This is a genomic window from Bacteroides sp. An19 (assembly GCF_002160215.1).
Classification (GTDB): domain Bacteria; phylum Bacteroidota; class Bacteroidia; order Bacteroidales; family Bacteroidaceae; genus Phocaeicola; species Phocaeicola intestinalis.
In genome coordinates, this window is sequence record NZ_NFKD01000028.1 from 20,657 (window position 1) to 33,704 (window position 13,048).

Annotated in this window: 10 protein-coding genes; 7 read left to right on the forward strand and 3 right to left on the reverse strand. The window is 46.5% G+C overall.

Translation table 11 applies throughout. The annotated features are described in order from the left end of the window. Positions 1 to 70 precede the first annotated feature (70 nt). The 3 genes from B5F25_RS11470 to lipA all read left to right on the forward strand — a co-directional run bounded on the left by B5F25_RS11470 (position 71) and on the right by lipA (position 3,433). A complete protein-coding gene (locus tag B5F25_RS11470; protein ID WP_022038890.1) occupies positions 71 to 2,272 on the forward strand; it encodes a S9 family peptidase in 2,202 nt (733 codons plus the stop codon). 124 nt (positions 2,273 to 2,396) lie between these two features. After that, on the forward strand, positions 2,397 to 2,549 hold the full coding sequence (locus B5F25_RS21785; RefSeq protein ID WP_158100070.1) for a hypothetical protein: 153 nt from the start codon (positions 2,397 to 2,399) through the stop codon (positions 2,547 to 2,549). A 32-nt stretch (positions 2,550 to 2,581) separates the two neighbouring features. Continuing rightward, positions 2,582 to 3,433, forward strand: a complete 852-nt coding sequence (gene lipA, locus B5F25_RS11475; RefSeq protein ID WP_087249683.1) for a lipoyl synthase — start codon at positions 2,582 to 2,584, stop codon at positions 3,431 to 3,433. Positions 3,434 to 3,561: 128 nt separating this feature from the next. On the opposite strand, the gene B5F25_RS11480 is transcribed toward lipA, so the two are convergent. The 3 genes from B5F25_RS11480 to B5F25_RS11490 are packed head-to-tail and all read right to left on the reverse strand — an operon-like array spanning position 3,562 to position 6,157. Continuing rightward, positions 3,562 to 4,266, reverse strand: coding sequence for an SAM-dependent methyltransferase (locus tag B5F25_RS11480; protein WP_013617660.1), 705 nt, complete (start codon positions 4,264 to 4,266; stop codon positions 3,562 to 3,564). Between the two features lie 32 nt (positions 4,267 to 4,298). Next, positions 4,299 to 5,285 (reverse strand): gliding motility lipoprotein GldB, encoded by a 987-nt coding sequence (locus tag B5F25_RS11485; RefSeq protein ID WP_087209837.1) that lies wholly within the window; start codon positions 5,283 to 5,285, stop codon positions 4,299 to 4,301. A gap of 14 nt (positions 5,286 to 5,299) precedes the next feature. Further along, positions 5,300 to 6,157 carry an enoyl-ACP reductase gene (locus tag B5F25_RS11490; protein WP_087209834.1) on the reverse strand — a complete coding sequence of 286 codons (858 nt, stop codon included), beginning with the start codon at positions 6,155 to 6,157 and terminating at the stop codon, positions 5,300 to 5,302. Between the two features lie 266 nt (positions 6,158 to 6,423). On the opposite strand from B5F25_RS11490, the gene B5F25_RS11495 reads away from it, so the two are divergent. The 4 genes from B5F25_RS11495 to cls all read left to right on the forward strand — a co-directional run bounded on the left by B5F25_RS11495 (position 6,424) and on the right by cls (position 12,998). Beyond that, complete coding sequence (locus B5F25_RS11495; protein ID WP_087249685.1) at positions 6,424 to 8,031, forward strand: glycoside hydrolase family 28 protein; 1,608 nt, start codon at positions 6,424 to 6,426, stop codon at positions 8,029 to 8,031. 141 nt (positions 8,032 to 8,172) lie between these two features. Further along, on the forward strand, positions 8,173 to 9,396 hold the full coding sequence (locus B5F25_RS11500) for a DUF4861 domain-containing protein (RefSeq protein ID WP_087249687.1): 1,224 nt from the start codon (positions 8,173 to 8,175) through the stop codon (positions 9,394 to 9,396). A 154-nt stretch (positions 9,397 to 9,550) separates the two neighbouring features. Then, the gene (locus B5F25_RS11505; RefSeq protein WP_087209846.1) at positions 9,551 to 11,224 is read left to right on the forward strand and encodes a glycoside hydrolase 43 family protein; all 1,674 of its coding nucleotides are present in this window, start codon (positions 9,551 to 9,553) and stop codon (positions 11,222 to 11,224) included. 574 nt (positions 11,225 to 11,798) lie between these two features. Next, positions 11,799 to 12,998: a cardiolipin synthase gene (cls, locus tag B5F25_RS11510; RefSeq protein WP_241148404.1), complete on the forward strand. Its 1,200-nt coding sequence runs from the start codon at positions 11,799 to 11,801 to the stop codon at positions 12,996 to 12,998. Positions 12,999 to 13,048 lie beyond the last annotated feature (50 nt).

Genomic DNA, 13,048 nt, shown 5'->3' on the forward strand with positions numbered 1-13,048 from the left:
CGGGTTATGCAAATATAAGTATTTTTTCATACCTTTGCCGATATTACAACCATATAAACTATCAACTACAATGAAAAGACTACTTGCATTAAGCTGCCTGCTCGTGGCGTTCGTATGTGCATTCGCACAGCAGAAGGTAACGCTGCAAGACGTGGCTAACGGAACATACCGCCCCCAAAACATTTATGGCATCAAGCCGATGCTGGACGGTGAGCATTACACACAAATCAGTGCCGACCGGAAACGGATTGTGAAGTATTCGTTTAAAACCGGAAAAGAAGTGGAAAGCATATTCGATGTGGAAACCGCGCGCGATTGCCCCATCAAGTCGTTTGATGATTACATCATGTCGCCCGATGAAAAGCTGATTCTCATCCAGACCGAGACAAAGCCTATCTACCGCCGTTCGTTCACGGCAGAATATTACATTTATAATATAAGGAACAATACCATAGAACCGCTTTCGAAGAACGGGCCGCAACAGGTGCCGCTCTTTTCGCCCGACGGATTCCAAATCGCTTTTGTACGCGACAATAACATCTTCCTTGTCAAATTGCTTTTCGGCAATAGCGAGTCGCAAGTGACAAAGGACGGAGAATATAATAAGGTATTAAACGGTATTCCCGATTGGGTATACGAGGAAGAGTTCGGCTTTAACCGTGCTTTCGACTTCAGTGCCGATAGCAAGATGATTGCTTACATCCGCTTTGATGAAAGCCAAGTGCCGATGTTCAGCTTCCCGTGGTACAAAGGCATGGCGCCCGAACGCACGGAGTATGCCACATATCCCGGCGCTTATACGTATAAATACCCCAAAGCCGGCGAAGTGAATTCGAAAGTGAGCGTACATACTTTCGATATCAAGAGCCATGTGACCCGTAAAATGGACCTTCCGCTTGATGCGGACGGCTATATTCCCCGCATCAAATTCACGTCAGACCCTGAGAAACTTGCCATTATGACCTTGAACCGCCACCAGAACCGGTTCAACGTGTACATGGCAAACCCGCGGAGTGCCATCTGCAAGAGCATCATCCGCGACGAATCGGAGCAGTACGTTAAGGAACAGGCATACAGCAACATCCGTTTCTATCCCGAAAACATCGTGCTGATGAGTGAGCGCGACGGATACAATCACCTTTATTTATATACAATCGGCGGAAACCTGGTGCGTCAGGTGACCAAAGGCGAGTTTGAAGTAAAAGACTTCTTGGGCTGGGACCAGAAGAACGATGTGTTCTATTACACCAGCAACGAGGAAAGCCCGCTCCGGAGTGCCGTTTACAAAATAGACCGCAAAGGAAAGAAAACGAAGCTTTCCACGCGGACGGGGACCAATACCGCTATTTTCAATACAAACTTGACTTATTACATCAATAAATACTCCAGCAAAGACACTCCGACCCTCATCACAATCAATGACAACCGGGGACGGGAACTGACCACCTTGCTTGATAATAGTAAACTGAAGGGGCAGCTTGCCACCCTGAATATGCCCCAGAAAGAATTCTTCACTTTCCGCACTACGGAAGGCGTAGAGCTGAACGGCTGGATGATGAAACCTGCCGGTTTCGACCCGAACAAGAAGTATCCGGTCATCATGCACCAGTACAGCGGTCCCGGCTCGCAACAGGTGTTAGACGAATGGGGCATCGGAAGCTTTAGCGACGGAGGCATGTTCGAAGCCTACATGGCAGACCATGGTTACATCAGCGTATGCGTGGACGGACGCGGTACAGGCGGACGAGGGGCTGCATTCGAGAAATGCACGTATCTTTTCCTCGGTGTAAAGGAATCGCACGACCAAGTAGAAACGGCACGCTATCTCGGCACCTTGCCTTATGTAGACGCCAACCGTATCGGAATCTGGGGCTGGAGCTACGGAGGATATACGACATTGATGTCAATGAGCGAAGGTACGCCGGTCTTCAAGGCTGGTGTGGCAATAGCCGCTCCCAGCGACTGGCATTTTTACGATACGGTATATACCGAACGCTTTATGCGCACTCCGAAAGAGAACGGCGACGGATACCGTGCCGGTTCTGCCATTCTCCGGGCACCGAAGCTTCACGGAAACCTGCTTCTGATACACGGTACGGCAGACGATAACGTGCATTATCAGAATTGTGCCGAATACAGCGAGGCGCTGGTACAGGCGGGCATCCAGTTTGATATGCAAATCTATACCAACCGCAACCACGGCATATCAGGAGGAAACACCCGGACACACCTGATGAACCGCGTAGCGAATTTCTTTATTGAAAACCTGTAATGTGATTTTCACCACAGATTACACAGATAAAAAAAGATTAAGAACTTGCCACAGAGAGAATACAGAGAAAAATATTTTTTAGAAGCTGTTTTGAATTTATCGTGCGCTGATTTGGGATGAGTTTTTGAGGCATTTTCGCTTCTGTGATGAGGAAGATAGCGGGCTATCTGACGAAGAACAGGAGCGAAAAGGACCAAAAAATCGCCCAAAGCACACACGAAAACGAACACATCAAGCCAAGAAAAACTTTTTGGAGAAATTCAAAACAGCTTCTTAATCTGTGTAATCTGTGGTGAAATAACATATACCATGGAACACGTAAGAAAGCCTGAATGGCTCAAGATACAAATCGGTGCCAATGCCCGTTATGCCGATACCAAACGCATCGTAGATACACACAAGCTGCACACCATTTGCTCCAGCGGGCGCTGCCCGAATTTGGGTGAATGTTGGGGAAAAGGAACCGCTACCTTCATGATTGGCGGAGCCATCTGTACACGTTCGTGCAAGTTCTGCAATACCCAAAGCGGAAAGCCGCTTCCGCTCGACCCGGAAGAGCCCCGGCACGTAGCGGAGTCTATTCGTCTGATGAAGTTGGACCATGCAGTCATAACCTCGGTAGACAGAGACGATTTGCCCGACTTGGGAGCCGCACATTGGGCAGAGACCATCCGATGCATTAAGGAAATGAACCCTGATACCACCCTTGAAACACTTATTCCGGATTTTCAGGGGCGTGCCGAACTTATCCGGCTTGTCATCCATGCGTGTCCCGATATCATTTCACACAATCTGGAAACCGTAAGGCGCATCACCCCGCTGGTGCGGAGTGTAGCTACATACGAACGGAGCCTGCAAGTGATACGGATGATAGCCGAAAGCGGAATTACAGCAAAGTCGGGCATAATGGTCGGTTTAGGAGAGACACCGGAAGAAGTAGAACAGACGATGGATGACCTGCTTGCATGCGGATGCAAGATTCTGACTATCGGTCAATATCTCCAGCCAAGCCGGAAGCATTATCCCGTAGCGGCATACATCACTCCCGGGCAATTCCAGAAGTATAAAGAGATAGGCGAAGAAAAAGGATTCTCTACCGTAGAGAGCGGTCCGTTGGTCCGCTCCTCGTATCATGCGGAAAAACACATCCGGTTCACTTGATAAACGCAACCGCCTGCGATGGCTGATGCAAGCGGTTGCGATGCCCGATGCAGCCGCTTGCGTAGGGCAATACATACGGATGCGTTTCCGCATGCGTTTATCCGTTCCGTCATCCGGAGCGAAAAGTCTCATTTATAAATTAAGAAGATGCAGGGGATTTTAGACAAATCGGGCAAATGCCCCTTCCATTCCCGGATGGTCTTTGTCTTGATGTATTCGCCTTCACACGTGATGTTGGCGGCTATGCAAAGCTTGGTTTGCGGGCGGCAGGTCTTTAAGATATCCTCTGCCATTTTATTGTTCCGGTACGGAGTCTCGATGAACAATTGGGTCTGGGATTCGCCGTAAATGCGCTGTTCCAGTTCTTTTATACGTTTTATGCGCTCGGAAGGGTCGATGGGTAAGTAACCGTGGAAAGCAAAGCTTTGTCCGTTGAAGCCCGAGCCCATTACCGACAGGATGATAGAAGAAGGGCCTACCAGCGGAACGACCTTTAGATTCTTGCGCTGGGCAATAGCCACGACATCGGCTCCCGGGTCGGCTACGGCAGGGCATCCGGCTTCTGAAATTACCCCCATCGGATGTCCTTCTTCCAAAGGACGGAGATAGCCCGACACCACTTCCGGAGCGGTGTGCTTGTTCAGCGGATAAAAAGCCAGCCCGTCGATATCGATGTCCCGGTCTACTTTCTTCAGGAAACGCCGTGCCGAACGCACGTCTTCTACAATAAAATGCTTGATTTGTAAAATGATTTCTTTGTTATAGGAAGGAAGAACACGTTCGATAGCCGTGTCACCCAATGTAACCGGCAATAAATATAATGCTGTATCCATACTTTAAAAAACTAATTAGGTAAAGCCGTCCCTTATTCGAGTGTCAGCTCTCTGAAATCTTCACACTCCAGCAAAGCTTCGACAGATACATCCGGATGCTCTTTCATGTACTTATCCGTCAATTGCATCCCCAACCATACTCCTACAATAGGAGGTATAGGCTCTCCTTTTAAAATAATATTAGGGTCAGGATGCGTGTAAGCACGAATTACCATCGGGTCGGTACTCGACAAATGTCCCCGGCGTACCATCCAGTCCCACAGTTTCTTCCCATTCTTCTTACACCAGTCTGTTTCAGCCTTGGTATAACCCAGCATTTCTGCATCCGAAGAATACCCCAGGATTTTTCGCACCAGCCAATTGATTTTTCCTTGATGCATCATCACATCGAAAAGAGTACGATGACCTGTTTCCCATCCAAACGGATACAGACTTACCAAATAAAAAGTAAAACAATCGGGAAGTATACGTTCGGGGGTCATCGAGCGGCGCTGGTATGCATAATAATAACGTTTGTACAAAGGATAATCCTCGCCCATATACTTATCCAGACTGATTCCCAACAAACTGTCCCCTACTACCACCGACTGGTTCAAAGCAGAAATTTGAGCATACACCTGCGGAACCGGAAGCGAAGGAATTTCTTTCTTCAAACGCTTGAACCCCTCGGTCAGCCGTTCCTCTATCGGTGTCATATCACTGAACTTCTCTTCCGCCTCTTCCATCAAACGAAGCAAGACCGAATCGGAATAATAAGTACACAAACGTTCGTTAATGTCTGGTGCATCCACGCTGCCCAACATCAGCACATCTTCAATAAGGATGCGCGTAGCCTGCGGATAATCCATATTCATTTTCTGAATAGCTGAAATGCTATTCATGACGGTCGCCTCATATTGTAAACGGTCATAACGAAAAACTTTTATCCTTCTGTCAGACAAAGCGTCACCGCTTTGCATATCTGACTGACAGGATGCAAAGGCAATGACGCTTAATAATATGAATAAAAGTTTTTTCATTCAGAAATGATTATTTATCCGTAAATGATATTTCCATTTTCGTCCTTATATTCATCGAGGCCTTTTTCATAAGTTGCCATTGCACGCAAACTCATGCCTACACTTGAAAAACCTCCGTCGTGATACAGGTTCTGCATGGTCACCTTACGGGTCAGGTCAGAGAACATCACGATGCAATAGTCTGCACATTCGTCTGCCGAAGCGTTACCCAGCGGAGACATGCGGTTGGCAAAGTCGAACAGTTTGTCCATGCCTTTCACTCCCGAACCTGCGGTAGTCATCGTCGGCGACTGGGAAATCGTATTGATACGTACGTTGTGCTCGCGTCCGTAAATGTATCCGAAGCTGCGTGCGATAGATTCCAGCAATGCCTTCGCATCTGCCATGTCGTTATAGCCGTAGAATGTGCGTTGTGCAGCTACATAACTCAAGGCTACAATCGAACCGTACTCGTTGATGGCATTCAGTTTTTTCGCGCTCTGAATCATCTTGTGGAACGAAACAGCTGAAATATCCAGCGTCTTGTTCAACATGTCGTAATCCAGATCATCGTATGTACGTTTCTTACGCACGTTGGGCGACATACCGATAGAGTGCAATACAAAGTCTATTTTACCGCCCAATATTTCCATCGAACGCTTGAACACATTTTCCAAATCTTCCACACTCGTTGCATCAGCCGGTATTACCTCACAATTCAGTTTTTCAGCCAAAGCTGATATTTCTCCCATACGGACTGCTACCGGAGTATTGGACAATGTTATCACAGCCCCTTCCTCTACAGCCTTTTCTGCTACTTTCCATGCGATAGACTGCTCGTTCAAGGCACCGAATACAATACCTCTTTTTCCTTTTAATAAATTATAACTCATACGTCTTAAACTATAAATTCGGGACAAAGATACAAACATTTCCATTAATCGAACTATTTTCAACAAACGAAATAGCAAATATGAACAATTTTACCTGCCAAGTGATTAAATTATCCATTCTCCTACCAATTTTTGCGCATAAAAGTTCCACATCCGCCCATTTTTTTTACCTATTCAGTCAAAATATTCACATGAGTCTAAACGAAAAGCACTACATTTGTGAATATTATCATACCTTGATGCAAAACTCAAAAAAACATAAGAATATGATTAAATTTAACACGTTACGACATTACTTGCTTTCTGTAGGAATAGCAACTTTTATTGGTACTGGAACCACAAAGGCACAGGCAAATACGCCCATTATCCCGGATGATGTGTATAGCAACCTGCCATTCCAAATGACCAAAGTGCAACAACCCGTGTTTCCCGCCTATTCCCGTTCGATAACTGAGTTCGGTGCTACTGCCGACGGGACCACGCTCAACACGGAAGCATTTGCTCAAACCATCGAAGCCGTATCCCGACAAGGAGGAGGTACCGTGATAGTACCGGCAGGTTTGTGGCTTACCGGACCTATCGTACTGAAAAGCAATATCAACCTGCACTTGGAAGAAAATGCTCTGGTGCTCTTTACAGCCGACCACACACAATATCCTATTATCAAGACTTCATTCGAAGGACTGGAGACACGACGGTGCCAATCGCCCATATCTGCCAACGGTGCTGAAAACATAGCCATCACAGGCAAAGGTGTAATAGACGGGAACGGAGACACTTGGCGCCCCGTAAAGAAAAGCAAGATGACTTCATCACAATGGAATAAACTGGTCGCTTCGGGAGGCGTACTCAATGAAAAAGGAGATATATGGTACCCAAGCGAAGGTTCTATTAAAGGAGCCAATGCGTGTAAAGACTTCAATGTGCCCGAAGGTATCGAAACCGATGAGGAATGGGCCAGTATCCGCGACTGGTTACGCCCCGTGCTGTTGAGCCTCATCAAGTGCAAGAAAGTAATGCTCGAAGGAGTAACCTTCAAAAACTCACCCAGCTGGTGTCTGCATCCCCTCTCATGCGAAGACCTGACCATTACAGGAATCAGCGTATCCAATCCCTGGTACTCACAAAACGGAGATGCACTCGACATTGAATCGTGCAATCGTGTACTGGTACTCGGCAGCAGCTTTGACGCGGGAGACGACGGTATCTGCATCAAGTCGGGTAAGGACGAAAGCGGACGCCTGCGCGGCGAACCTTGTCAAAACGTAATTATCCGCAACAACGTGGTACTGCACGGACACGGCGGATTTGTAGTAGGTAGTGAAATGTCTGGAGGAGTAAAAAACATTTATGTAGACAACTGCTCTTTCCTTGGTACCGATGTTGGCTTGCGTTTCAAGAGTACACGCGGCCGTGGCGGGGTAGTGGAAAACATCCACATCAATAACATCAACATGATTAATATCCCGAACGAGGCGCTTATCTTCGACTTGTTCTATGGTGGTAATGCACCGGGTGAAGGAAATGCTTCGGGTGCTCCGAAAGAGGAAGTTGTGCCTCTGGTAACCGAGGAGACTCCGGCATTCCGTGATATCTTCATCAAGAATGTCACCGCAAAGAATGTAGGACGTGCTGTATTGTTCAACGGACTTCCCGAAATGCCTATCAAGAACATTTTCCTTGAGAATGTAACCATTTCCGATGCAAAAGACGGCGTGACATTGAACCGTGCCGAAAACGCGACCTTGAAGAATGTGAAAGTTATCACGACCAAAGGTGGCGATAACCTGAAGATGATGGGGGTAACCAACATTACCGTAGGAGATAAGAAGTACGAAAAAATCGGAAATAAAGCCGAGTCTTATAAATTCTGATTGTTTGATTCTTAAATAACTTTCATAATTAGCTTATACACCATAGAGGGCACAGAGTAGCACAGAGGAAATAAATTTAAAGTCTCTGTATACCTCTGTGGTCTCTGTAGTGAGATATCGATTAATTTTGTATACATATTTATGAAAACATTTGCTATCATTGGCTTAGCATTGCTGGCAGGAAGTATCTCTGCTTCCGCACAAGACTCAGAGAAAACATTTCAAGTGGTTGTGGAGAACCCTTGGCAAACAGAAAAAACCGATGAACCTGTCGTGATAGACCTTCATACGTTGAAAACAGGGTTTACAGTAAAATCAGCAGTTGTATCCGACGGAACTTCTGAAATACCCTCCCAGTTGGACGATATGAATGGCGATACCCGTGCCGACGAGCTGGCATTTGTCATCGACGTACCTGCACAAGGCAAAAAGACACTGACCGTCACGCTTTCTCCGAAAAAGAGCGATAAGGTATATCCCGCACGTGTTTTTGCCGAAATGTTGTTCCGTACTTCCAAGAAAAACCAATATGCCAAAGGGTATGCCATTTATGCCGATGGAAACGCTTATACGTATACCATTCAGCAACATCATGGCATCGCTTTCGAAAGCGAGCTGGTAGCATACCGCATTTATTTCAACGAAAAGCAGACCACAGACCTTTATGGCAAATTCCGCAAGGGACTGGAAATCGAGGAAAGCCAGTTTTATCCTACTGATGAGCAATTGAAGCGGGGATTCGGGGATGACGTCATCAAGGTGAACAATAGTTGCGGAGCCGGAACGCTCCGGGGATGGGACGGCACGCAGACTACCATGATTCAGCCCGTTGACATCCGTGGCCAGCGGATTCTTGCCGACGGTCCGGTACGTACCGTAGTAGATGCCGAAGTGAAAGGCTGGCAATATCAGGGTAAAGAACTGAATATGATAAACCGTTACACCCTCTATGCCGGACACCGTGATGCACAGGTGGATGTGATTTTTGATGCTCCGCTGACCGATGAAGTGTTTGCTACCGGTGTGCAAAACATAACCGGACATGCCGCAATGTATTCCGACCATGAAGGACTCGTAGCAAGCTGGGGAACCGATTGGCCCGTAAACGATACGGTGAAGTATAAAAAGGAAACGGTAGGTCTTGCTACGTATATCCCTAAGAAACTGGTCGTAAAAGAAACCGCCGACAAGGAGAACTTCCTTTATACCGTGAGCGCTCCCGGCGAAAGTTCATTCCGTTATTACACGTCGTTTACATCGTGCAAGGAAACTTTTGGATATCCGACCAAAGAAAAATGGTTTGCCTACGTGCAAGAATGGAAGAAGTATTTGGAACAGCCTGTTAAGATACAAGTCATCGAGTAAGCAAGGTTGCGGTGTGCTGCCCATACTCCGGCATTTGACCTAAAGTATAAAAAATCATAAAATTTGCCCGGCAGGGCAGGTAAACCGCATATCTCAATCGTAATAGGCAAAAAGTGAAATCTAAATTGTAAACCGTAAATTGTAAATGTACAAGATGAAACAACTTCTACTCTCAATCCTGCTGGGAGGCTGTGCGCTTCCTGCGCTGCACGCCCAAGATAACTATGTTTCGGAAGTATGGGTGGCCGACCAAGGTGACGGAACGTATAAAAATCCGGTTCTTTATGCCGACTATTCCGACCCCGATGTTATCCGTGTGGGCGAAGATTATTACCTCACTTCATCCAGTTTCGGATGTTTGCCCGGACTTCAGGTGCTTCATTCCAAAGACTTGGTGAACTGGAGTTTCGCAGGTGTTGCAGTGCCTCATGCCTTGCCTCCTGTAACCGATACTGCCCCTCAGCACGGAAACCGTGTATGGGCTCCCTGCATCCGTCATCATAACGGAGAGTTTTATATCTTTTGGGGAGACCCCGATCAAGGTATCTTTATGGTGAAAGCCAAGGATGTGAAAGGACCGTGGTGCGAACCGGTATTAGTGAAAGCAGCCAAGGGAATTATTGACACCACTCCGCTTTGGGACGAAGACGGACGTGTGTATCTTGCTCACGCTTACGCCGGAAGCCGTGCCGGACTGAAAAGCGTCATTGCCGTATGCGAATTGAGCGCCGATGCCACCCGTACCATCGGACCCTCACGAATCGTATTCGACGGACACGAAGCGCACGAAACCTGCGAAGGTCCCAAGTTCTACAAACGCAATGGATATTATTACATGTTTTTCCCTGCCGGTGGAGTACCAACGGGCTGGCAGGTAGTAGCACGCTCGAAAAACGTATATGGCCCTTACGAATGGCGTACCGTGATGGCACAAGGCGACAGCCCTGTCAACGGTCCTCACCAAGGCGGATGGGTAGACACACCTACAGGCGAAGACTGGTTCATGCATTTTCAGGATGTAGGCGCAGCCGGACGCCTTGTACACCTCCAGCCGATGAAATGGGTGAACGATTGGCCCGTTATCGGTGAAGATAAAGACGGAGACGGATGCGGTGACCCTGTATTGACTTGGAAAAAACCGAATGTGGGAAAAACTTATCCGATTTGCACTCCGCAGGAAAGTGATGAATTCAACACCAATATTCTTGGCTTGCAATGGCAATGGAACGCAAATATCAACGATAAGTGGCACTTTTGCGATGAGGAACACGGGTGCCTGCGCCTCTATTCTTATCCAGTAACAGAAAACTACAAGAGCTTGTGGGATGTGCCCAATATGCTGCTCCAAAAGTTCCCTGCACCGAGTTTCAAGGCAACCATGAAACTGAAGTTCGCTCCTATCGCTAAATACAAGGGCGAACGCACCGGACTGGTGGTGATGGGTATGGACTATGCCGGAATCATTCTTGAGAACACGGAAAGCGGACTGGTGCTCTCGCAAGTGGAATGCAAAAAGGCAGACCGTGGAGGAACAGAAACCGTCAATGCCAGTGTGCCTCTGAAAGAAAACGAAATCTACCTGCGTGCCGAAATCATTTCTACCGGTGAAAAGATAAGCAAAAGCGAAGGCGGACACGACCTTGTCGTAATGTGCCAGATGAGTTATAGCACGAATGGAAAGAAATTCCAGAAATTAGGCAAACCTTTCCAAGTAAAAGAAGGCAAATGGATAGGTGCCAAGGTGGGTACTTTCTGCACCCGTCCTGCTATCGTCACCAATGACGGAGGATGGGCAGACATAGACTGGTTCCACATTACGAAAGAATAAGGAACTGTTTTGGATTTCTACAAAATATAGGTCTATCGCTGTAAGATTAATAATCTTCAGGCTGCAAGATTATTAATCTTACAAGCGGAAGATTATTAATCTTACACCAGACGAAGTCATCTGTCTCTAAGAGCCTGTTTAAAAATCCCAATAAAGCAAGATTCTACCAGATTAATTTAAAACAGACTCTAAGCTGCCGCAAGCATACAAATCGTTTTATGAATGTCCTTTAGATTTGCCGATGCAGTCGTTTTAGGAGCAGATATTGGCTAAAGGATATTCATAAATCGTTTTTATTCTTGTGGCAGCCTTTTTATCCACATGGTAGAGACAATACAAAATATTCAAGGAAAAGACACCCCTATATAACGTCACTGTTTCTTGTCCGATTCACACTATTTACGGTCGATACTTCACCTTTTAAGAAAAACGAAGTACAAAAAATCACACCCTATTGTTTTATTGGTTATTTTTGTCGCCCAAAAACTAAATGAAGATGAAAAGAGCCTGTTATTGTTTCCCATACCTCAATCTGTGGTTGCTGCTTACCTTTATAGCTGCCGGCACTTTGTATATGCAAGCTCAAAAATGGCTTCCATCCGATTCACTTTTCGCACATTACCTGCAAAACAAAGGATATAAAATTATCAACAACAACCAATTTACCCTTTTACCCAGTGGACGGGAAAAGTTTGACCATTTATTTGCCGAAATACGCAAAGCAAAACAACATATCCATTTAGAGTATTTCAATTTCCGGAATGATTCCATAGCCAATGCCCTATTCGACTTGCTTGCCCTAAAAACAAAAGAGGGAGTCGAGGTACGTGCCATGTTTGATGCTTTCGGAAATATGTCGAACAACCGGCCATTACGCAAACGCCATTTGAATGCATTGAGGGAAAAAGGTATCGATATCGTCACGTTTGACCCCATTACCTTCCCCTACTTCAACCATATCGCCAGCCGTGACCACCAAAAAATCGTGGTCATCGACGGAAAAACCGGTTATACCGGCGGAATGAACATTGCCGACTATTACATCAACGGACTACCTAAAATCGGAGCGTGGCGAGACATGCACCTCTGCATCAAAGGCCCTGCCGTAAACGAATTACAACATGCATTTGTAGACACATGGGAAAAAGAAACCGGACAAGAAATCAAAGGACAAACCTATTTCCCTTTCAATGCCGACTCACTTAATGCCCCACCCCGACACGCCGGAGGACAAGTGGCAATCGTGCAACGCATCCCCAAGACTCATCCCGAAGCTATGCGGCACGCTTATATTGCCGCCATTGATGCCGCCCAATATAAGATACAACTCATCAACCCTTATTTTACCCCCACGATAAGTGTAAGACGTGCCATCGAACGGGCTTTGGAACGAGGAGTAAAAGTGGAAATTATGATTCCAGGCAAATCGGACATCTCATTTACCCCCGATGCCGGATTTTATTTTGCCAACAAGTTACGCAAGAAAGGTGCACGCATTTATATTTACAACGGAGGGTTTCACCATTCGAAAGTAATGATGGTAGACGACCGTTTCTGCACGATAGGAAGCACCAACCTGAACAGCCGGAGCCTGCGCTACGACTATGAAATCAATGCTTTCCTATTCGATCTTCCCATTACCGACCAATTGGTGCAAATTTTCAATCAGGACAAACGGAACAGTACAGTGATGACCAAAGATGTCTATAAAGACCGTACACCCTGGAAACGCTTCATAGGCTGGTTTGCCCATCTGTTTACACCGGTACTTTGAAATCCGGAATGCCAAGCAGGTTCCGGCAAATGCAAGAACAGCCTCGAAAA

Bases quoted from the DNA above. Each gene is read 5' to 3' on its own strand.
- B5F25_RS11470 (WP_022038890.1), top strand. From the start codon at position 71: ATGAAAAGACTACTTGCATTAAGCTGCCTGCTCGTGGCGTTCGTATGT.
- lipA (WP_087249683.1), top strand. From the start codon at position 2,582: ATGGAACACGTAAGAAAGCCTGAATGGCTCAAGATACAAATCGGTGCC.
- B5F25_RS11480 (WP_013617660.1), bottom strand. From the start codon at position 4,266: ATGGATACAGCATTATATTTATTGCCGGTTACATTGGGTGACACGGCT.
- B5F25_RS11485 (WP_087209837.1), bottom strand. From the start codon at position 5,285: ATGAAAAAACTTTTATTCATATTATTAAGCGTCATTGCCTTTGCATCC.
- B5F25_RS11490 (WP_087209834.1), bottom strand. From the start codon at position 6,157: ATGAGTTATAATTTATTAAAAGGAAAAAGAGGTATTGTATTCGGTGCC.
- B5F25_RS11495 (WP_087249685.1), top strand. From the start codon at position 6,424: ATGATTAAATTTAACACGTTACGACATTACTTGCTTTCTGTAGGAATA.
- B5F25_RS11500 (WP_087249687.1), top strand. From the start codon at position 8,173: ATGAAAACATTTGCTATCATTGGCTTAGCATTGCTGGCAGGAAGTATC.
- B5F25_RS11505 (WP_087209846.1), top strand. From the start codon at position 9,551: ATGAAACAACTTCTACTCTCAATCCTGCTGGGAGGCTGTGCGCTTCCT.
- cls (WP_241148404.1), top strand. From the start codon at position 11,799: ATGCAAGCTCAAAAATGGCTTCCATCCGATTCACTTTTCGCACATTAC.